Annotated in this window: 17 protein-coding genes and 1 pseudogene; 3 read left to right on the top strand and 15 right to left on the bottom strand. The window is 71.1% G+C overall.

Annotated features, from left to right (window positions below):
* Positions 1-9: 9 nt before the first annotated feature.
* From ruvX to rpsD, 5 genes are all read right to left on the bottom strand, one after another.
* A complete protein-coding gene (gene ruvX, locus J1792_RS12100) occupies positions 10-483 on the bottom strand; it encodes a Holliday junction resolvase RuvX (protein WP_086566721.1) in 474 nt (157 codons plus the stop codon).
* The gene (gene alaS, locus J1792_RS12095) at positions 480-3,149 is read right to left on the bottom strand and encodes an alanine--tRNA ligase (protein ID WP_207247213.1); all 2,670 of its coding nucleotides are present in this window, start codon (positions 3,147-3,149) and stop codon (positions 480-482) included. The genes ruvX and alaS overlap by 4 nt, the downstream gene beginning before the upstream one ends.
* A complete protein-coding gene (locus tag J1792_RS12090) occupies positions 3,149-3,478 on the bottom strand; it encodes a DUF6167 family protein (protein ID WP_086566724.1) in 330 nt (109 codons plus the stop codon). The genes alaS and J1792_RS12090 overlap by 1 nt, the downstream gene beginning before the upstream one ends.
* A gap of 8 nt (positions 3,479-3,486) precedes the next feature.
* Complete coding sequence (locus tag J1792_RS12085) at positions 3,487-3,930, bottom strand: DUF948 domain-containing protein (RefSeq protein ID WP_086566726.1); 444 nt, start codon at positions 3,928-3,930, stop codon at positions 3,487-3,489.
* 218 nt (positions 3,931-4,148) lie between these two features.
* Positions 4,149-4,763 (bottom strand): 30S ribosomal protein S4, encoded by a 615-nt coding sequence (gene rpsD / locus J1792_RS12080; RefSeq protein ID WP_086566727.1) that lies wholly within the window; start codon positions 4,761-4,763, stop codon positions 4,149-4,151.
* A gap of 194 nt (positions 4,764-4,957) precedes the next feature.
* Here rpsD and J1792_RS12075 point away from each other — a divergent pair, with 194 nt between their 5' ends.
* Complete coding sequence (locus tag J1792_RS12075; RefSeq protein ID WP_086566729.1) at positions 4,958-5,671, top strand: DUF2470 domain-containing protein; 714 nt, start codon at positions 4,958-4,960, stop codon at positions 5,669-5,671.
* On the opposite strand, the gene J1792_RS12070 is transcribed toward J1792_RS12075, so the two are convergent.
* The 4 genes from J1792_RS12070 to J1792_RS12055 all read right to left on the bottom strand — a co-directional run bounded on the left by J1792_RS12070 (position 5,668) and on the right by J1792_RS12055 (position 9,848).
* Positions 5,668-7,047, bottom strand: a complete 1,380-nt coding sequence (locus tag J1792_RS12070) for a replication-associated recombination protein A (protein WP_086566731.1) — start codon at positions 7,045-7,047, stop codon at positions 5,668-5,670. The genes J1792_RS12075 and J1792_RS12070 overlap by 4 nt on opposite strands.
* Positions 7,048-7,138: 91 nt before the next feature.
* Positions 7,139-7,798, bottom strand: a complete 660-nt coding sequence (locus tag J1792_RS12065; RefSeq protein ID WP_086566733.1) for a vitamin K epoxide reductase family protein — start codon at positions 7,796-7,798, stop codon at positions 7,139-7,141.
* A gap of 59 nt (positions 7,799-7,857) precedes the next feature.
* The gene (gene hisS, locus J1792_RS12060) at positions 7,858-9,126 is read right to left on the bottom strand and encodes a histidine--tRNA ligase (RefSeq protein WP_086566734.1); all 1,269 of its coding nucleotides are present in this window, start codon (positions 9,124-9,126) and stop codon (positions 7,858-7,860) included.
* 11 nt (positions 9,127-9,137) lie between these two features.
* Positions 9,138-9,848 (bottom strand): MBL fold metallo-hydrolase, encoded by a 711-nt coding sequence (locus J1792_RS12055; protein ID WP_086566736.1) that lies wholly within the window; start codon positions 9,846-9,848, stop codon positions 9,138-9,140.
* Between the two features lie 199 nt (positions 9,849-10,047).
* On the opposite strand from J1792_RS12055, the gene J1792_RS12050 reads away from it, so the two are divergent.
* Complete coding sequence (locus J1792_RS12050; protein ID WP_086566738.1) at positions 10,048-10,863, top strand: peptidylprolyl isomerase; 816 nt, start codon at positions 10,048-10,050, stop codon at positions 10,861-10,863.
* Between the two features lie 222 nt (positions 10,864-11,085).
* The gene (locus J1792_RS12045; protein WP_086566740.1) at positions 11,086-12,315 is read left to right on the top strand and encodes a DUF349 domain-containing protein; all 1,230 of its coding nucleotides are present in this window, start codon (positions 11,086-11,088) and stop codon (positions 12,313-12,315) included.
* 65 nt (positions 12,316-12,380) lie between these two features.
* Here J1792_RS12045 and J1792_RS12040 read toward each other — a convergent pair.
* The 6 genes and pseudogenes from J1792_RS12040 to ruvB form a co-directional block, all read right to left on the bottom strand.
* Positions 12,381-14,943 (bottom strand): annotated as a pseudogene (locus J1792_RS12040) (RelA/SpoT family protein).
* A 186-nt stretch (positions 14,944-15,129) separates the two neighbouring features.
* Positions 15,130-15,696, bottom strand: a complete 567-nt coding sequence (locus J1792_RS12035) for an adenine phosphoribosyltransferase (protein WP_207247212.1) — start codon at positions 15,694-15,696, stop codon at positions 15,130-15,132.
* Positions 15,693-16,811 (bottom strand): protein translocase subunit SecF, encoded by a 1,119-nt coding sequence (secF, locus tag J1792_RS12030; RefSeq protein ID WP_207247211.1) that lies wholly within the window; start codon positions 16,809-16,811, stop codon positions 15,693-15,695. Before secF ends, J1792_RS12035 begins: the two co-directional genes overlap by 4 nt.
* 1 nt (position 16,812) lies before the next feature.
* A complete protein-coding gene (gene secD, locus J1792_RS12025; protein ID WP_207247210.1) occupies positions 16,813-18,627 on the bottom strand; it encodes a protein translocase subunit SecD in 1,815 nt (604 codons plus the stop codon).
* A 148-nt stretch (positions 18,628-18,775) separates the two neighbouring features.
* Positions 18,776-19,273, bottom strand: coding sequence for a preprotein translocase subunit YajC (gene yajC / locus J1792_RS12020; RefSeq protein WP_086573663.1), 498 nt, complete (start codon positions 19,271-19,273; stop codon positions 18,776-18,778).
* Positions 19,274-19,438: 165 nt separating this feature from the next.
* The gene (gene ruvB / locus J1792_RS12015) at positions 19,439-20,518 is read right to left on the bottom strand and encodes a Holliday junction branch migration DNA helicase RuvB (RefSeq protein WP_207247209.1); all 1,080 of its coding nucleotides are present in this window, start codon (positions 20,516-20,518) and stop codon (positions 19,439-19,441) included.
* Positions 20,519-20,525: the final 7 nt, after the last annotated feature.

Here is a 20,525-nt window from a genome sequence, read left to right as displayed (position 1 = left end):
GTATTGCGATCAGATGACCACTTCGACGGCCTCGCCCGGGGGGCGCCCGGAGATCTTCTCGATCTCCAGGGCGTTCTGCAGGATGACCACGGCGGCCGCCTGGTCGACCACCGAACGCCCCTTCTTGGAGCTGACGCCGGAGGCGCGCAGGCCCTGCGCGGCCGTGACGGTCGTCATGCGCTCGTCGACGAGCCGCACCGGCACCGGGGCGATCCGCCGGGCCATCTCCCGGGCGAACGTCCGCACCTTGGCCGCGGCCGGCCCCTCTCCCCCCTTGAGGGAGCGGGGCAGACCCACGACGACCTCGACCGGCTCGTACTCCGCGACGATCGCCGCGAGCCGCTTGTGGGCCTGCGGGATGTCACGTCCGGGGACGGTCTCCACCGGGGTCGCGAGGATCCCGTCGGGGTCGCACGACGCGACCCCGATCCGGGCGTCCCCTACGTCCACGGCGATACGCCTGCCTCGTCGCACGATGCTCAGGCCGCCTCGGCCACGAGGCGCTCGACGGCGGCCATGGCCTCGTCGAGGGCGTCGGCGTTCTGGCCACCGCCCTGGGCGACGTCCGGCTTGCCGCCGCCACCGCCGCCGAGGGTCTTGGCGGCCGTACGGACCAGCTCGCCGGCCTTGAGGCCACGCTCACGGGCGGCCTCGTTGGTGGCGATGACGGTCAGCGGGCGGCCGTTGGCCACGGTGAACAGCGCGACCACGGCGGCCCGGCCGCCCTGGATGCGTCCGCGGACGTCCAGGACGAGCTTGCGCAGGTCGTCGGCGCCGGTGCCGTCCGGCACCCGGCCGATGGCCAGGGCGACGCCGTGCACGTCCTTGGCACCCTCGGCGAGACCGGCGGCGGCCTGCAGCACCTTCTCGGCGCGGAAGCGCTCGATCTCCTTCTCGGCGTCCTTGAGCTTGGCGAGCATGCCGGAGATCTTCTCCGGGAGCTCCTCCGGACGGCCCTTGACCAGCTCGGTGAGCTGGGCGACGACCGTGTGCTCCTTGGCCAGGAAGTTGTAGGCGTCGGCGCCGACGAGGGCCTCGACGCGGCGCACGCCAGAGCCGATCGAGGACTCGCCGAGCAGCTTCACCAGACCCAGCTGGGCGGTGTTGGCGACGTGCGTACCGCCGCACAGCTCCTTGGAGAAGTCGCCGATGGTCACCACGCGCACGCGCTCGCCGTACTTCTCGCCGAACTCGGCGATGGCACCGGCCTTCTTGGCCTCGTCCAGGCTCATGACCTCGGCGTGGACGTCGAGCTCGTGGGAGAGGACCTCGTTGATGCGCTGCTCGACGTCCGTGAGGACCGAGCCGGGCACGGCGGCCGGCGAACCGAAGTCGAAGCGGAAGCGGCCCGGGGAGTTCTCCGAACCGGCCTGGGCGGCCGTCGGGCCCAGGGCGTCGCGCAGCGCCTGGTGGGTGAGGTGGGTGGCGCTGTGGGCGCGGGCGATGGCCCGGCGGCGCCGGACGTCGATCACGGCGTAGGCGGAGGCGCCCACGGTGACCTCGCCGACCTGGACGACGCCCTTGTGGACGTTGACGCCCGGGACGGGCTTCTGCACGTCGCGGATCTCGATCACGGCGCCGTTGTCGAGCTTGATGCGGCCCTGGTCGGCGAGCTGGCCGCCGCCCTCGGCGTAGAACGGGGTGCGGTCCAGGACGACCTCGACCTCGTCGCCCTCGGTGGCGGCGGGCGAGGGCACGCCGTCGACGAGCAGGCCGACGACGGTGGACTCGTTCTCGGTGAGGGTGTAGCCGGTGAACTCGGTCTCGCCGACGGAGTCGGCGACCTCGCGGTACGCGGACAGGTCGGCGTGGCCGGTCTTCTTGGCCTTGGCGTCGGCCTTGGCGCGCTCGCGCTGCTCCTTCATCAGACGGCGGAAGCCGTCCTCGTCCACGGACAGCCCCTGCTCGGCGGCCATCTCGAGGGTGAGGTCGATGGGGAAGCCCCAGGTGTCGTGGAGCAGGAACGCCTTGTCGCCGGAGAGGACCGTGCCGCCGGCGGACTTGGTCTCGGTGACGGCGGTGTCGAGGATGTTGGTGCCGCCCTTGAGGGCCTTGAGGAAGGCGGCCTCCTCGGCGAGCGCCACGGTCTCGATGCGCTGACGGTCCGTGAGCAGCTCGGGGTACTGCTGGCCCATCGTGCGGATGACGACGTTCAGCAGCTCGGCCACGACGGGGCCGGTGGCGCCGAGCAGGCGCATGTTGCGGATGGCGCGGCGCATGATGCGGCGCAGGACGTAGCCACGGCCCTCGTTGCCGGGGGTGACGCCGTCGCCGATGAGCATGGTGGACGTGCGCATGTGGTCGGCGACCACGCGCAGCGCGACGTCGGTGTTCTGGGAGGCGCCGTAGCGGACGCCGGTGAGCTCGGTGGCCTTGTCGATCACGACGCGCAGGGTGTCGGTCTCGTACATGTTCTGCACGCCCTGCAGGATCATCGCCAGGCGCTCGAGGCCGAGACCGGTGTCGATGTTCTGGCTGGGCAGGTCGCCGAGGATGGGGAAGTCTTCCTTGCCCTCGCCGGCGCCGCGCTCGTACTGCATGAAGACCAGGTTCCAGATCTCCACGTAGCGCTCGTCGTTGACGGCCGGGCCGCCCTCGACACCGAACTCGGGGCCGCGGTCGTAGTTGATCTCGGAGCACGGTCCGCACGGGCCGGGGACGCCCATGGACCAGTAGTTCTCCGTCTTGCCCAGGCGCTGGATGCGCTGGGCGGGCACGCCGATCACGTGGCGCCAGATGCGCTCGGCCTCGTCGTCGTCGAGGTAGACGGTGATCCAGAGCTTCTCCGGCTCCAGGCCGTAGCCGCCGTCCGCCACGGGAGTCGTCAGCAACTCCCAGGCGTACTTGATGGCGCCTTCCTTGAAGTAGTCGCCGAAGGAGAAGTTGCCGCACATCTGGAAGAACGTGCCGTGCCGGGTGGTCTTGCCGACCTCTTCGATGTCCGGGGTGCGGACGCACTTCTGCACGCTGGTGGCGCGCGGGAAGGGCGGCTTGACCTCGCCGAGGAAGTAGGGCTTGAAGGGCACCATGCCCGCGGGGACCAGCAGCAGCGTCGGGTCGTCCGCGATGAGCGACGCCGACGGCACGACGGTGTGCCCACGCTCCTCGAAGAAGCGCAGCCAGCGCCTGCGGATTTCAGCCGACTCCATCAGTGGTCCTCTTTCCGGGGGAACGGGTGGTGGGTGTGGTGCTGTTCGAGAGCGACCAGGCGGCGCTGCTCGGGCAGGGCGCGGTGCTCGGGCGCGGGCGGCGCGGCGGTGAGGCCGAGCGCGTCCTTGAGCGCCGCTTCCCGGTGCGCCATGCCGTCGCGGACGTCCAGCGCGAAGAGCTTGACCTTGCGGCCGGCGATGACCGCGCGGTCGGCCGCCTGCAGGGCCAGGCTCTCCGGGGTGAGCTTGGCGAGCTTCCGGTTGACCTTGGTGGTGGCCCAGACACCGGCTGCTACACCGGTGGTGAACCAGAACGTGCGGCGGAACATTTCTGGGGTCAGCCCTTCCCACGGATGCGGCGGCCGCCGAGCCGGGCGGACGGCAGGTCGTTGCCGACGGTCCGGCCCGCGAAGACGGTGCCCTCCCGGGCCGGCTCCGGCTTGCGGCCCAGCGCTCGTCGCACGCCGTAGCCGAACGCGGCGACCTTGACGAGGGGGCCGCCGAAGGCGGAGGAGACGGTCGAGGAGAGCGCGGAGGCGTTCGCCGTGACTTCCTGGACGTCGGCGGTGATCGAGTCGACGCGGGCGAGCTGGGTGTTCGCGGAGCGGACGGTCGCGGAGGCGTCGGCCAGCAGCGGCACGGCCTGCTCGGAGACCTCGGCGACCAGCTTGGTGGCCGCCTTCAGGGTCTGCGCGAGCCGTACCAGAACCAGGGCGATGAAGGACACCAGGATCGCCCAGAAGACGGCCACGAGGATCCCGGCCACCTCTCCACCGGACACGCTGCACCGCTCCCTAGCTGTAGTTTCGCTTGAACGTCGGGTATCGACCTTATCGCGCCGGGCCTCTTCGCCCGTACCGCATTACCGGTCCGTACGAGCACGGATGTACGGGCGCGGTGTACGGGCGGGCGGGCCCGGAAACGCGTGAGCCCGCCGGCTCGCCGGCCACGGGGGCAGGCGAGACGACGGGCTGTGCGCAGGAGAGTGTTACGTCCGGATCAGCGGGCGTAGTACTCGACGACGAGCTGCTCGTCGCAGATGACCGGGATCTCCTTGCGGTTCGGCTCGCGGTCCAGGCGGAAGGCCAGCGCACCCAGGTTGACCTGGAGGTAGCGCGGGGTCTCGCCCTCGGCGGCGAAGCCACCGGCGCGGGCCGTCTCGAAGAGGGCCTTGGCGCGGCTGCGCTCGCGGACCATCACGACGTCGTTCGGGCGAACGCGGAAGGACGGCTTGTCGACCTTGCCACCGTTGACCTCGATGTGGCCGTGGACGACCATCTGGCGGGCCTGGTAGATGGTGCGGGCGATGCCCGAACGCAGGACCAGGGCGTCGAGGCGACGCTCGAGCTCGACGACCAGCGCCTCGCCCGTCTTGCCCTCGGCCTTCTTGGCGCGGTCGTAGGCACGCGCCATCTGGCGCTCGCTGATGTCGTACTGGGCGCGCAGACGCTGCTTCTCGAGCAGACGGACCTTGTAGTCCGAGTTCTGCTTGCGGCCACGGCCGTGCTCGCCCGGCGGGTAGGGGCGGGCCTCGAAGTACTTGACGGCCTTCGGCGTCAGCGCAATGCCGAGCGCGCGAGACTTCTTGACCTTGGGACGCGACTGGTTAGGCACGTTCTCCAGACCTCCGTTGTAAGTTAGGTTAGGCTTACCTTACTCAAGGAGATCGCATGTCTCGCCCGGGGAACACCAGTCACATCACGGACAGCACGAAAGAGGCCGAAGCGCCCGATGGCGACGGCGTCGATGTGACGGAGGTCCGATCAGATCGTGGTCAGCCGCGTCCCAGCGGACTTGAAATCGCACGGATGCCGTCAGCAGCCGAGCGCACACGAACTCTCGTACAGAGTACATGCTCCGCCGTGCTGCTCATTCCGGGGGCTCCCACCGCCTTCCCCGACCACCTGATCCCCGAGGTGCGCACCGTCGGCCCGGACGGCGAGGTCTTCCTCGTCATGCCCGCCGACTCCCCGGCCGTACGGGCCGCCACCCACGCCCAGGACGACGAGCTGGCGGCGGTGCTCGAGCTCACCGATGTGGCGCCCGTCTCCGTCCCCCACCGCATCCGCGGCCGCGCCCGGCTGTCGGGCTGGCTCACCTGCGTCCCCGGGATCGCCGAACCGGGACGGATGCTGCTGCGCCTGGAGCTGGGCGAGGTGAGCGTCGACGACCTGTGGGGCACGGAGGACGTGGAGCCGGAGGAGTTCGCAGGCGCCGCCCCCGACCCCCTCGTCGCCCATGAGGCGGAGCTGCTGCAGCATCTGCATTCCGGCCACGGCGACCAGGTGCGCGGCCTGGCCGCGCTGCTGGGCGGGCGCGAGGAGGGCCCGGACGTCTTCGAGCGGGCGGTGCCGCTGGCGCTGGACCGCTTCGGCCTGCGCGTGCGCTTCACCCGGCGCCTGGGCGGCGGCACGGCCGCGGACCGCTCCTTCGACGCCCGGTTCGAGTTCCCCCGCCCGGTGCGGGACATCGTAGGCCTGCGCGCGGAGATGCACCGGCTCTTCGAGGCGGCGGCGGATTAGGGCGCCGGGTCCTTGCTGCCGGGTGGCCGCTCGCCGCGCAGCCTCTCCCGCACCCGTTCCACGACGTCCGCGTAGCGCGCCTCGGCGCCGTAGCGGGTCGGTTCGTAGTACCGCTTGCCGTGGACGGAGTCCGGGGCGTACTGCTGCGCGGCGATGCCGCCGGGGACGTCGTGGGGGTAGGCGTAGCCCTGCCCGTGGCCCAGCTTCTGGGCGCCCTTGTAGTGGCTGTCGCGCAGGTGGGCGGGGACGGGGCCGGCCAGGCCCGCGCGTACGTCCGCCAGCGCCGCGTCGATGGCCAGGTAGGCGGCGTTCGACTTCGGCGCCAGGGCCAGCGCCACGGCCACCTGGCTCAGGATGATCCGGGCCTCCGGGAAGCCGATCAGCGCCACCGCCTGCGCCCCGGCCACCGCGGTCTGCAGGGCCGTGGGGTCGGCCAGCCCGACGTCCTCGCTCGCGGAGATCATCAGCCGGCGGGCGATGAAGCGCGGGTCCTCCCCCGCCTCGATCATCCGGGCCAGGTAGTGCAGGGTCGCGTCCACGTCCGAGCCGCGGATGGACTTGATGAGGGCGCTGGCGACGTCGTAGTGCTGGTCGCCGTCGCGGTCGTACTTCACCGCCGCCCGGTCGACCGCGCCCTCCAGCGTCTCCAGGCTGATCTCGGCCTCGCCCTTGGCGATGGCGGAGCCCGCCCCCGCCTCCAGCGCCGTCAGCGCGCGCCGGGCGTCGCCTCCCGCGATGCGCAGCAGGTGCGCCTCGGCGTCCTCGTGGAGGGTCACCGCGCCGTCGAGGCCGCGCTCGTCGGTGAGGGCGCGCTGGATCAGGCCGCGCAGGTCGTCGTCGGTCAGGGCCTGCAGGGTCAGCAGCAGGGACCGCGAGAGCAGCGGCGAGATGATCGAGAAGTAGGGGTTCTCGGTGGTGGCCGCGACGAGGGTGACCCAGCGGTTCTCCACGGCGGGCAGCAGGGAGTCCTGCTGGGCCTTGCTGAAGCGGTGGATCTCGTCGAGGAAGAGGACGGTCTCCTTGCCGTAGCCGCCGGAGGCGCGGCGGGCGCCGTCGATGACGGCCCGCACCTCCTTGACCCCGGCGGTGATGGCGGACAGCTCCACGAAGCGCTTGTTGGTGGCCCGGCTGACCACGTGGGCCAGCGTGGTCTTGCCGATGCCGGGCGGGCCCCACAGGATCACCGAGGAGGGTCCGGCGGGGCCGCCGCCGCCCTCCCCCACCAGGCGGCGCAGCGGGCTGCCGGGCTTGAGCAGATGCGCCTGCCCCACCACCTCGTCGAGGGTGCGGGGGCGCATCCGGACGGCCAGCGGACTGGCCGCCGGGTCCTTCTCCTGGCGGTCCTCTGCGGCCGCGGTGAACAGGTCGGGCTCCACGCTCGAAACCCTATGCCACCCCACTGACAACGCCGCCGGACCCGGAGGTCCGGCGGCGTCGATCAAGCCAGGTACAGGGGCAGGGGGACGGTCAGGCCGTGCCGCCCGTCCAGAACCACCACCACTTGGTGAGGATCAGCATGCCGATGACGCCGATCCACAGCACCGGCACCACCCAGTGGAACTCCAGCAGGCCCCGCTTGAGGCCCTCCGGCGCCGGGATGAAGCCGTGGCGCAGGTTCTGCACGGTCACGTACCAGAACATGACGATCGTGGCGACCCAGGCCAGGCAGCACCACAGGCACAGCGAGCCGATCACGTACAGCGACTCGTACTGCAGCCAGGTCACGAAGCCGACGCCGAAGAGGCAGCCGGCCTCCATGCCGAGCCAGTACCAGCGGCGGAAGCGCGCACCGGCGAGCAGGCCCATGCCGACCGCGATGATCACGCCGTAGGCGACCAGGCCGATCATCGGGTTGGGGAACCCGAAGGCCTTGGCCTGGGCGCTCTCCATGATGTTGCCGCAGGAGACGATGGGGTTGAGGCTGCACCCGGGGGTGAACGTCTTCCCCTCGACCTTGGCCTCGAGGATCTTCAGCTTGTCGATCGTGATGACCCAGGAGGCCAGCAGCCCCGCCGCGCCGGTGATCACCAGCAGCCACGCGAACGCACGGCTGCCGCCCACCGCACCCGTGGCGGGTCCGTCCCGCTCCGCGCCATCCGTGTCGCGGTCGAGTGCCGAAGTCGTCATAGCGCTGTCGATCCCATCAGTAGGCCGTAGTCGCCCATTCTGCACCAGTAGGCTGTGAATCAGCCTTGGGCCGAACGGACTTCACTCACCACGGTGTCGAACGGGACGGCCTTCTGCTCGCCGCTCTCCAGGTCCTTCAGCTGCACCACGCCCTCGGCCAGGTCCCGCTCGCCCGCCACGAGGGCGAAACGCGCGCCGGAACGGTTGGCCGACTTCATGGCGTTCTTCAGGCCCTTTCCGCCGAAGGCGAAGTCCGTGGCCACGCCGGCCCGGCGCAGCTCGGTCACCAGGCCGAACAGCACGCGCCGGGCCTCGTCGCCCAGCGGCACGGCGAAGACCTCGGTGGCGGCGGGCAGTTCGAGCTCGACGCCCTCCGCCTCCAGCGCCAGCACCGTGCGGTCCACGCCCAGCGCCCAGCCTACGGACGGCAGCGCGGGGCCGCCGATCATCTCGGACAGGCCGTCGTAGCGACCGCCGCCGCCGACCGCGGACTGCGAGCCGAGGCCGCCGTGGACGAACTCGAAGGTGGTGCGGGTGTAGTAGTCCAGACCGCGCACCAGCTTCTCGTCGTCCTCGAAGGCGACGCCGGCGGCGGTCAGCAGCTCACGGACCTGCTCGTGGTACTCCTTGCACGCCTCGCACAGGTGGTCGCGCAGCATGGGGGCGCCGGTGAGCTGCTTCTGCACGGCCTCGCGCTTGTCGTCCAGGACGCGCAGCGGGTTGATCTCGACGCGGCGGCGGGTGTCGTCGTCCAGGTCGAGGTCGCGCAGGAAGTCCTGCAGGGCGGCCCGGTAGGCGGGGCGGCACTCCTTGTCGCCGAGCGAGTTCAGCAGCAGCCGGAAGTTCTTCAGGCCCAGCGACTTGTAGGCGTCGACGGCCAGGATGATCAGCTCGGCGTCCAGCGCCGGGTCCTCGGCGCCGATGGCCTCGGCACCCACCTGCGAGAAGTGGCGGTAGCGGCCCTTCTGCGGGCGCTCGTAGCGGTAGTACGAGCCGGAGTACCAGAGCTTGACGGGAAGGTTGCCGGCCTTGTGGAGGTTGGCCTCCAGGGCGGCGCGCAGCACGGAGGCGGTGCCCTCGGGGCGCAGGGCGAGGCGCTCGCTGCCCTCGCTGCGCTGGGTGAGGGTGTACATCTCCTTGGTCACGATGTCGGTCGACTCGCCGACGCCGCGGGAGAACAGGTCCACCTGCTCGAAGCCGGGGGTCTCGACGTAGCCGTAGCCGGCGCGCCTGAGCGGCGCGGAGATGGCCTCGCGGACGGCCAGGTAGACCGCCGAGACCGGCGGGATCAGGTCGTACGTGCCCCGGGGGGCCTTGAAGGTGCTCACGGAAGCTTTCGTCACATTCCTCGTCGCGGAGCCGGGGATCCGGCTCCGAGGCCGGCGGCCACCTCCCGCAGATACGGGTTGGTGGCGCGCTCCTGGCCGATGGTCGTCTGGGGGCCGTGGCCGGACAGCACCACGGTCGAGTCGTCCAGCGGCAGGGCCACTCGGGCCAGCGACTGGAGCATCTCGGCGTGGTCACCGCCGGGCAGGTCGGTGCGTCCGATGGAGCCGGCGAACAACAGGTCGCCCGAGAAGAACACCGAGGGGATCTCGGTCGTCTCGGGCATCCGGAAGGTCACCGACCCCTTGGTATGGCCGGGCGCGTGCGCGACGGTGAACTCGAGCCCCGCGAGCTCGAGCCTGCTGCCGTCGGTCAGTTCCTTGACGTCGTCCGGCTCCCCCACGGTCAGCTCGCCCATGAGCTGCTGCCCGATGGAGCGGCCGAGGGCCTTCTCCGGGTCGCTCATCATGTAGCGGTCGGCGGGGTGGATCCAGGCCGGGACGTCATGGGCGCCGCACACCGGGACGACCGAGGCGACATGGTCGATGTGGCCGTGGGTGAGGACGACGGCGACGGGCTTGAGCCGATGCTTCTTCAGCGCTTCCTCGACGCCCTGGGCCGCCTGGTGGCCCGGGTCGATGATCACGCACTCCTCGCCTGCGGCAGGGGCGACCAGGTAGCAGTTGGTCCCCCAGGCCCCGGCGGGGAACCCGGCAATGAGCACGTTCGTCCTTAATGTCGGTCGGTCTTCGGTCGGTCGACGGCCGGAGCGGTGGGCCCCTGCCGGAGCCCCCTGCTGGGGACACCCGACCGATCAGAGCCTACCGGCGGCACTCCCGCCGCCGCGAACCCGTATACGGTACGGGCACACTCGCGATTCGCGGCTCAGGACATGCACGAAACGGCACGAGGAGAGAACCCCGGTGGTCAGTAACGAGCAGCGGCGGCGACAGCTGGCCCGTGAGAAGTTCGAACGGCAGCAGCAGCGTCGCGAGGCGACACGCCGCAAGGCCCGCCGCCGCAACGCGGTGATCGCCACCGTCCTCGCGATGGTGGTGGTCGGCGGCGCGACCGCGTACGCCACCGGCGCGCTGTCGGGCGGCGGCAAGAAGGACAAGGCCGACGCCGCGGACGCCCTGCCGACCCCGAAGAAGGGTCCGGACCCCTGCGCCAAGCCGGCCCCCGGCTCCCCGGCCGCCAAGACGTGGAAGTCGGAGCCGGAGATGGGCGTCGACAAGTCGGCGTCGTACGCGATGAACCTGAAGACCACCTGCGGCACGATCGACGTCAAGCTCGACGCCGCGAACGCCCCGCACACGGTCAACTCCTTCGAGTTCCTCGCGAAGGAAGGGTTCTTCGACCACACCAAGTGCCACCGGCTCACCACCGGCGGGATCTACGTCCTGCAGTGCGGCGACCCCAAGGGCACCGGTCAGGGCGGCCCCGGCTACACGCTGCCGGACGAGAACCTCAAGGACGAGAAGCTCAAGGGGAACGTCTACCCCGCGGGCACCATCGCGATGGCCAACACCGGCCAGCCGCACACCGGCGGCAGCCAGTTCTTCCTCGTCTACCAGGACAGCCAGCTGCCCCCGCAGTACACCCCGTTCGGCACCATCGGCGCCGACGGCATGAAGACCCTGAAGAAGATCGCCGACGCGGGAGAGCAGACCGGAGCCGGCGACGGCGCCCCGAACGCCACCGTGGTGATCGACAAGGCGACGGTGGCGAAGTCCTGACGCGATCCTGACGCCCTCGCGGCGAAATTTCGGTCGCGCGGGATACGGACAGCCGGGGCGCCGTTCGCCTATGTTGGCGTTGTGTAGGGTGCCTGATCCGGCGGCTGTACGCACCCGGATGATCAAGCTGTCGGACCGGTCGGGGCGCGGCCCCGGCCGGATCAACTGTGGACGATGCACGCGGGCCGCACACCGGCCCCGGCATCATGTGGAGGAGGCGCTGTGAGCAGCGACCCGTGGGGCCGCGTCGATGAGACGGGGACCGTGTACGTGCGTACCGCCGACGGCGAGCAGGTCGTCGGATCGTGGCAAGCGGGGTCTCCCGAGGAGGCCCTTGCTTACTTCGAGCGCAAGTACGAGGGCTTGGTCGTGGAGATCGGCCTCCTCGAGCGCCGGGTGAGGACCACCGACCTGTCGGCCAAGGACGCGTCGGTGGCGATCGACCACCTGCGCACCCAGGTCGACGAGCATCACGTGGTGGGCGACCTCGAAGCGCTGCGGACCCGGCTCGACAAGCTGGTGTCCGACGTCGAGTCGCGCCGCGAGGAGCGCAAGGCGGCCAAGGCCAAGCAGTCCGAGGAGGCTCGTACGGCCAAGGAGTCGCTGGTCGCCGAGGCCGAGGAGCTGGCGGCCAGCGAGCAGTGGCGCTCGGCCGGCGAGCGGCTGCGCGCCCTGGTGGACACCTGGAAGGGCCTGCCCCGCCTGGACCGCAAGACCGACGACGAGCTGTGGCACCGCTTCTCGCACGCCCGCTCGGCGTTCTCCAAGCGACGCAAGGCGCACTTCGCCTCGCTGGACGCGCAGCGCGAGGATGCCCGCAAGGTCAAGGAGAAGCTGGTCGCCGAGGCCGAGGCGCTCTCCGGTTCGACGGACTGGGGCCCGACGGCCGCGCGCTACCGCGACCTGATGTCGGAGTGGAAGGCCGCCGGGCGCGCGCAGCGCGAGGCGGAGGACGAGCTGTGGGCCCGCTTCCGCGGCGCGCAGGACGTCTTCTTCCAGGCGCGCAGCGGGGTGTTCGCCGAGCGCGACGCCGAGCAGCAGGGCAACCTCACGCTCAAGGAGGAGCTGGTCGTCGAGGCCGAGAAGCTGCTCCCGGTGACGGACCTGAAGTCGGCGCGGGCGGCGTTCCGTTCGATCAACGAGCGCTGGGAGGCCATCGGTCACGTACCGCGCGACGCCCGGCCGAAGATCGAGGGCCGGATGCACGCGGTCGAGCGCGCAATCCAGGAGACCGAAGAGGCCGAGTGGCGGCGTACGAACCCGGAGGCCCGGGCGCGTGCGGCCGGTCTGACCGGGCAGCTGCAGTCGGCGGTCGACAAGCTCCAGGAGCAGGTCGACAAGGCGCGTGCCGCCGGCAACGACGCCAAGGCCGACAAGCTCGCCAGGGAGCTCGAGGGCCGCAAGGCGCTGCTGGACCAGGCCCTGAAGGGCCTGGAGGAGTTCGGCGGCTGAACGCCGGCATAAGGGCATGACGTAAGGGGCTCCGGCCATGGCCGGAGCCCCTTACGCATGTCCGCTTACGGCCTGCGGGCCGACGTCACGCGGTAGACGTCGTAGACGCCCTCCACACCGCGCACCGCCTTGAGCACGTGCCCCAGGTGCTTGGGATCGCCCATCTCGAAGGTGAACCGCGAGGTGGCCACCCGGTCGCGGGAGGTCTGCACGGCGGCCGAGAGGATGTTGACGTGCTGGTCGGACAGCACGCGGGTGACGTCCGACAGCAGCCGGGAGCGGTCCAGCGCCTCCACCTGGATGGCGACGAGGAAGACCGAGGACTGGGTGGGCGCCCACTCGACTTCGAGGATCCGCTCGGGCTGCTGCGAGAGCGAGTCGACGTTCACGCAGTCGGCGCGGTGCACCGAGATGCCGTTGCCCCGGGTGACGAAGCCGATGATCGGGTCGCCGGGGACGGGCGTACAGCAGCGGGCCAGCTTGACCCAGACGTCGTCGACGCCCTTGACGACCACACCCGGGTCGGCGCTGGAGCGCCGCTTGGAGCGGCCCCGGATCGGCGCCGCCTCCTCCTCGATGTCCTCGGTGGCCGCGTCCTCGCCGCCCAGCGCCTGGACGAGCTTCTGCACCACGCCCTGGGCCGCGACGTGGCCCTCGCCGATGGCGGCGTAGAGGGAGGAGATGTCGGGGTAGCGCATCTCGTGGGCGAGGGTGACCAGCGAGTCGCCGGTGAGGATGCGCTGGATCGGCAGGTTCTGCTTGCGCATGGCCCGCGCGATGGCGTCCTTGCCCTGCTCGATGGCCTCGTCGCGGCGCTCCTTGGAGAACCAGGCGCGGATCTTGTTGCGGGCGCGCGGGGACTTCACGAAGCCCAGCCAGTCCCGCGAGGGTGCGGCACCGGCCGCCTTGGAGGTGAAGACCTCGACCAGGTCGCCGTTGTCGAGGGTCGACTCCAGCGGCACCAGCCGCCCGTTGACCCTCGCCCCTATGGTGCGGTGGCCGACCTCGGTGTGGACGGCGTAGGCGAAGTCGACGGGGGTGGCGCCGGCCGGCAGCGCTATGACGTCGCCCTTGGGCGTGAAGACGAAGACCTCGTTGCGGGAGAGGTCGAAGCGCAGGGACTCCAGGAACTCGCCCGGGTCCTCGGTCTCCTTCTGCCAGTCCAGAAGCTGCCGCAGCCAGGCCATGTCATTGACGGTGTCCTGGTTCTTGCCGGCGTTCTTGGGCACGTCGGTGCGGATCTTGGAGGCGCCGGCGACGGCCTCCTGCTTGTACTTCCAGTGCGCGGCGATGCCGTACTCGGCGCGGCGGTGCATGTCGAAGGTGCGGATCTGCAGCTCGACGGGCTTGCCGCTGGGCCCTATGACCGTCGTGTGCAGCGACTGGTACATGTTGAACTTGGGCATCGCGATGTAGTCCTTGAACCGCCCCGGGACCGGGTTCCACCGGGCGTGGACGGTGCCGAGCGCCGCGTAGCAGTCGCGGACGGTGTCGACGAGGACGCGGATGCCCACCAGGTCGTAGATCTCGGCGAAGTCGCGGCCCCGCACGATCATCTTCTGGTAGACGCTGTAGTAGTGCTTCGGGCGGCCGGTGACGGTCGCCTTGATGCGGGCGGCGCGCAGGTCGGCCTGCACCTCGTCGGTGACGACGGCCAGGTACTCGTCGCGCTTGGGGGCGCGCTCGGCGACGAGGCGGACGATCTCGTCGTACATCTTGGGGTAGAGGATCGCGAAGGCGAGGTCCTCCAGCTCCCACTTGATGGTGTTCATGCCCAGCCGGTGCGCCAGCGGGGCGTAGATCTCGAGGGTCTCGCGGGCCTTCTTCTCCTGCTTCTCCCGCTTGAGGTAGCGCATGGTGCGCATGTTGTGCAGGCGGTCGGCGAGCTTGATGACCAGGACGCGCGGGTCCTTGGCCATGGCGACGACCATCTTGCGGACGGTCTCCGCCTGCGCGGCCTCGCCGAACTGCACGCGGTCGAGCTTGGTGACGCCGTCCACGAGGAGGGCGACCTGGTCGCCGAAGTCCCGGCGCAGGTCCTCCAGGCCGTACTCGGTGTCCTCGACGGTGTCGTGCAGCAGGCCGGCCATCAGGGTGGCCGGGTCCATGCCCAGCTCGGCGAGGATCGTGGTGACGGCGAGGGGGTGGGTGATGTACGGGTCGCCGCTCTTGCGCTTCTGGCCGCGGTGCCAGCGCTCGGCGACCTGGTAGGCGCGCTCGATCTGGCGGAGCGTGGTGGTGTCGGCCTTCGGGTCGTTGCCGCGCACGATGCGCAGCAGCGGCTCGAGCACCGGGTTGTACGGGTTGGAGCGCTGTACGCCCAGACGGGCGAGGCGGGCGCGGACCCGGCTGGAGGAGCCGGTGGGAGACCGCGCCCTGGCCGGCGGCCGCGCGGGCCGGTGCGGCCGGGGCGGGGCCTGCGGGGCGGCCTTGGGGCGGTTCGGCCGCCTTGCTCCCGTCGGTCGCGGGCGCGGGACCGCTCGTGCTCCGGGCGGGGCTCGTGCTCCGGGCGGGGCCGGCGGGCGTGCCCTTGCCCGCCGCGGCCTCGGGAGACGCCTTGTCTTCTTGGGCGGCTGGGGGTCCCCCCGGACGGAGTCTGGGGGAGAGCGGCTGAACCTCGTCTGGCAAGAGCACTCCTCATGCGTTCCGGCCCCCCGATCAGGTCCGGACTGCCATGGTATCGATCCCGGCCGCCGGACCGCCGTGCGGCCGCCGGCGTCACAGGGGACGTCAGGCATAACGCGAGGCGGGCACCGGGAGCTTCCCGGTGCCCGCCTCGGGGCCGTTCGCGCGCCGTGCGGCGCAGTAGGACGGTCAGACCGTGATCAGCGCCTCCAGGGGCGCCCCGGCGAGCTCGCCGGCCAGGCGCTCGCGGCCCGGCAGGAAGCCGAGCTCCATCAGCACCGCGACGCCCGCCACCTCGGCGCCCGCCCGGCGGATCAGCTTGAGCGAGGCCTCGGCGGTGCCGCCGGTGGCCAGGACGTCGTCGATGACGAGGACCCGGTCGCCGGGGACGAGCGCATCGGCGTGCAGCTCGATCTCGGCGGTGCCGTACTCCAGCGCGTAGGCCTGGCCGAGCGTGGCGCCGGGCAGCTTGCCCGCCTTGCGCACGGGCACGAAGCCGACCCCGGCGCGTACGGCCACGGGGGCGGCGAGGATGAAGCCGCGCGCCTCCAGGCCGACGACCTTGGTGGCGCCGTACTCACGGCACAGCCCGGCGAAGGCGTCCGTCAGCGCGGCGAACGCGGTGGCGTCGGCGAGCAGCGGGGTGATGTCCTTGAACGTCACGCCCGGCTTGGGGTAGTCCGGAACGTCGTGGATCCGGCTGAGCAGCAGCGTGCGCAGCTCCTGGTCGGCGCCGAAGGCGCTGGTGGCGCTCATCGGCGCTTCCCCGAGGGACGGCCGCCGCGGCCGCGGCTGCGACCGGCGTCCTCGCCGCGCTGGCCGACGACGCCCGCCGCCGCGTCCTGCACGTCCTCGTCCTCGCCCGCCGCGTTGGCCGACGCGTCGCCCGCCTCGGCCTTGGCCGCGTCGGCGGCGCGCCGGGCACGCACGCGCTTGGTCAGGGCCTTCATCTGCGGGTCGCGCTCCTTGAGGTCGGCGACCAGCGGGGTGGCGATGAAGATCGAGGAGTAGGCGCCGGCCGCGAGGCCGACGAAGAGGGCGAGCGAGATGTCGTTGAGCATGCCCGCGCCGAGGAAGCCGCCGCCGATGAACAGCAGGCCGGCGACCGGCAGCAGCGCCACGACGGTGGTGTTGATCGAGCGGACCAGCGTGCCGTTGAGGCTGCGGTTGGCGATCTCGCTGTAGGTGAAGCGGGTCTGCTTGGTGATGTCCTTCGAGCTCTCCTTGAGACCGTCGAAGACGACGACGGTGTCGTAGAGGGAGTAGCCGAGGATGGTCAGCAGACCGATCACGGTGCCCGGGGTGACCTCGAAGCCCACCAGCGCGTAGACGCCGACGGTGATGGTGAGGTCGTGGATCAGCGCCACCAGGGCGGCCACGGCCATCCGCCACTCGAAGGCGATGGCCAGGTAGATCACCACGAGGATCATGAAGATCCCCAGGCCCGTCCAGGCCTTCTTGGCGATCTGGTCGCCCCAGCTCGGGCCGACGATGTCGGTGTTGATCTTGTTGACCGGGACGTCCAGCTTCTTGGCCAGCGCCTCCTGGGTCTTGCGCGACTGCTCGGTGGTGAGCTCGCTGACCTGGACCCGGAGGGTCTTGTTGCCCAGCTTCTGGACGACGGCGGCGTGGCCGGAGGTGTCCTCCGCCGTCCGCTGGGCCTGGGTGGCCGACACCGAGGTCGGGGGCGTGTTGAAGACCGCGCCGCCGGAGAACTCGATGCCCATGTTCAGGCCGCGCACCGCCAGGCCGACGATGGCCGTGATGGTGATGAGGATCGAGATGCCGTACCAGATCTTCCGCTTGCCGACGAAGTCGTAGCCGACCTCACCGCGGTAGAGCCTGGCACCGAGGTTGCCGAGTCGCGACATCTCACGCCTCCTTCGGGTCGACGGGGGCGGAACGGCGGCGGGAGGCCCGCAGCGGCGGCCTGACGCCCAGCCGGGCGGGGTCCAGGCCGGACCAGGGGTGACCGCTGGCGAAGAACTTCCGGCGGGCGAGGATCGTCATGAGCGGCTTGGTGAAGAAGAAGACCACGACGACGTCGAGGAGCGTGGTCAGGCCGAGCGTGAACGCGAAGCCCTGCACCTTGCCGACGGTGACGACGAAGAGCACCGCGGCGGCGAGGAAGGAGACGAAGTCCGAGACCAGGATGGTGCGGCGGGCGCGCGGCCAGCCGCGCTCCACGGCCGGGCGCAGCGTGCGGCCCTCGCGGATCTCGTCCCGGATGCGCTCGAAGTAGACGATGAAGGAGTCGGCGGTGATGCCGATCGCCACGATGGCGCCGCAGACGGCCGGCAGGTTCAGCGCGAAGCCGATGGCCGGGCCGAGGAGCACCATGATCGTGTAGGTGAGGATCGCGGAGACCGCGAGGCTGGCGAGGGCGACGAGCGCGAGACCGCGGTAGTACGCGACCAGGTAGACGATCACCAGGAAGAGGCCGATGGCACCGGCGACCAGACCGGCGCGCAGCTGCTCGCCGCCGAGCGCGGCGGTCACGGTGGTCTCGTTGACCACGTCGAAGGACAGCGGCAGGGCGCCGTAGGACAGCACGTTGGCCAGTTCCGAGGCGCTCTGCTGGGTGAAGCCGCCGGAGATCTCCGCCGAGCCGCCGCCGATCGAGGTGCTCACGGACGGGTCGGAGACGACCTCGCCGTCCAGGACGATGGCGAACTGGTTCTGCGGGGACTGCTTGGTGGCCAGCTGGCCGGTGACCTGCGCGAACTTCTTGGCGCCGGCGGAGTCGAACTTCAGCTGGACGAGCCAGCCCTTGCCCTGCTGGGTGTCGAAGACGGCGCTGGCGCCGCTGACGTTGGTGCCCTCGACGGCCACCGGGCCCAGGATCTCCTTGACCTGGCCGTCCTTGCGGCACGCGGCGATCATGTCGGTCGGCGCGGAGGCGGCGGCGGCCTCGTTGGCCTTGGCGCGGCCCTCCTTGGTGGAGCAGTCCAGGGCGTCGAGCTTCTTCTGCAGGGCGGCCGCGTCGCCACCGGGCGCCGGGGTGGGCGTCGGCGCCTTCTTGTCGTCCTTTTTCGCGTCCGGCTTGCCGGACGCGGAGGCACCCGGGGTGGCGTCGGCCTCGTCGGCCTTCAGGGCGTCGGTGACCGGACGGCCCTGGGGCTTGGCGCTGGCGGTCGGGGACGGCGCGCCGGAGGGCTTGGTCGTGGCCCCGGTGCTCTTGTCGTCCTTGCTCTTGTCGCCGTTCTTCTCGTCCTGCTTGCCCTTGTCGCCCTTGTCCTTGCCCGTCGCGCCGGGCACGGGCTCAGGGGTCTTGACACCGGCAGTGGCGGTCAGAACGGGCCGGAAGCCGAGCTGGGCGGTGGTGCCGACCTGCTGACGGGCCTGCTTCGCGTCCGTCCCCTTGGGGATGTTCACGATGATGTGGTTGTCGCCCTGCGTCTGGACCTCGGCCTCGGTGACACCGAGACCGTTGACACGCCGCTCGATGATGCCGACGGCCGTGTTCATGTTGGTCGCGTTGATCGCGTTGGGCCTGCCGGGCTGGTTCTTGGCCTCCAGCGTGAAGCTCGTGCCACCCGCCAGATCGATGCCCAACCGCGGCGTGGTGTGCCCGGAGGCGAACATCCCCCCGGTGAGCGCCACCATGGCGATCAGGATCAGGGCCAGGACACGGCCCGGCCTCCCCTGGCCGCCCGGGGACCTGCGGCCCTTCTTCGGTGCTGCCACCTTGTCGTTTCTCCCTGTCCAACCGCCGGGCGTCGGGTGTTCGCCGGACGGCCACGATGTGTTGTGGGGACCTGCCCCCGCCGGAGCCTAGACCGTAACGGAACCGCGGTGCACCGCTCGTCGGGTGCTCCGCGGTTCCGGAAAGCAGCTACTTGGCGTCGGTGTCGCCGTCCCGCTTCGCGTCCTTGGTCTCCGCCTCGGCCGCGTCGTCGGCCTTCTTCGGCTCGTCGGCCTTCTTCGCCTCGTCGCCGGCGGCCGCGCCCTTGCCCAGGTCGATCTTCTGCTCGGCCGGGGGCTCACCGGTCTCGACGGCCTCGGTCAGCGCGGAGGCGTCGTCCGGGACCACCGGGGTCTCCTCCGGCTCCAGGCCGTGGACGATGCGGTTGTACTCCGCGTCCTCGAGCACGGCGCCGATGGAGTTCTTGGCGAAGATCGCGTGCACGCTCGGGGCGACCTCGAGGAGGACCGTGTCCTCGTGGATCTCCTTGACGGTGGCGTACATGCCGCCGATCGTCCGGACACCGGTACCCGGCTGCATCTGGTCGCGCATCTGCATCGCCTGGCGCTGCTTGTTCTTCGCCGACCGGGTCATCAGGAACATGGCCCCGATAAGCACGATGAACGGCAGGAGAGTCACGATATTCACGGGACGGGGTTTCCTTCACACGACCGCTTGGGGACGCGGCCTGGTCTACGGGGGTGGTATGCCGCACCGGTACGGACGGCATCGGCGGAGTCTAAGCGAGCCCGCACCTATGGAACAACGCCCAGCATGGCACCGCGGTTCCTGGGCGGACCAGTACCCACACCGTCACCGATCGAAGAGTCCCTGCTGGCCGGGGCCCGTCGAGCCCTGTCCGGGAGGCGTCAGCCCGAGGTGCGCCCAGGCCGCCGGAGTGGCCACGCGGCCCCTGGGCGTACGCGCCAGCAGCCCCTCCCGCACCAGGAACGGCTCCGCCACCTCCTCGACCGTCTCGCGCTCCTCGCCCACGGCCACCGCCAGGGTGGACAGGCCCACGGGACCGCCGCCGAAGAGCTTGAGCAGCGCGCCGAGCACGGCACGGTCCAGCCGGTCCAGGCCCCGGGCGTCGACCTCGTACACCTGCAGGGCCTGGGCGGCGATCTCCTGGGTCACCACCCCGTCGGCCTTGACCTGGGCGTAGTCGCGGACGCGGCGCAGCAGGCGGTTGGCGATGCGGGGCGTGCCCCGGGAGCGGCCGGCGATCTCGGCGGCGCCCGCCTCCTCCATCTCCACGCCCAGCAGCCGGGCCGAGCGGTGGATGACGCGCTGCAGCTCGAGCGGGGCGTAGAACTCCATGTGGCCGGTGAAGCCGAAGCGGTCGCGCAGCGGGGGCGGCAGCAGACCGGCCCGGGTGGTCGCGCCGACCAGGGTGAACGGCGGGAGCTCGAGGGGGATGGCGGTGGCGCCGGGGCCCTTGCCGACGATGACGTCGACCCGGAAGTCCTCCATCGCCATGTAGAGCATCTCCTCGGCGGGGCGGGACATGCGGTGGATCTCGTCGAGGAAGAGCACCTCCCCCTCGGTGAGGGAGGACAGGATCGCGGCCAGGTCGCCGGCGTGCTGGATGGCGGGGCCCGAGGTGATGCGGATCGGGGCGCCCATCTCGGCCGCGATGATCATCGAGAGGGTGGTCTTGCCGAGCCCGGGAGCGCCGGACAGCAGGACGTGGTCGGCGGTCGCGCCCCGGGCGCGGGCGGCCTTCAGCACGAGGTCCAGCTGCTCGCGGACCCGCTCCTGGCCGACGAACTCGCCCAGGTCCTTCGGGCGCAGCGCGGCCTCGACGGCCCGGTCCTCGCCGTCGGCGGCGGCCTCGACCAGGCGGTCGCCATCACCTGTGGTGACGGGTGCGGACTCGTCGTCCCAGTTCACGGTTTCA

The organism is Streptomyces triculaminicus (assembly GCF_017349075.1).
In the GTDB taxonomy this organism is placed as follows: Bacteria; Actinomycetota; Actinomycetes; order Streptomycetales; family Streptomycetaceae; genus Streptomyces; species Streptomyces triculaminicus.
The sequence above is the reverse complement of the archived record's forward strand: the minus strand, read 5'-3'. Positions and strand labels throughout refer to the sequence as shown.

Bases quoted from the DNA above. Each gene is read 5' to 3' on its own strand.
- secF (WP_207247211.1), bottom strand. From the start codon at position 16,811: ATGTCGCGACTCGGCAACCTCGGTGCCAGGCTCTACCGCGGTGAGGTC.
- J1792_RS12035 (WP_207247212.1), bottom strand. From the start codon at position 15,696: ATGAGCGCCACCAGCGCCTTCGGCGCCGACCAGGAGCTGCGCACGCTG.
- J1792_RS12090 (WP_086566724.1), bottom strand. From the start codon at position 3,478: ATGTTCCGCCGCACGTTCTGGTTCACCACCGGTGTAGCAGCCGGTGTC.
- J1792_RS12075 (WP_086566729.1), top strand. From the start codon at position 4,958: ATGCCGTCAGCAGCCGAGCGCACACGAACTCTCGTACAGAGTACATGC.
- alaS (WP_207247213.1), bottom strand. From the start codon at position 3,149: ATGGAGTCGGCTGAAATCCGCAGGCGCTGGCTGCGCTTCTTCGAGGAG.
- J1792_RS12065 (WP_086566733.1), bottom strand. From the start codon at position 7,798: ATGACGACTTCGGCACTCGACCGCGACACGGATGGCGCGGAGCGGGAC.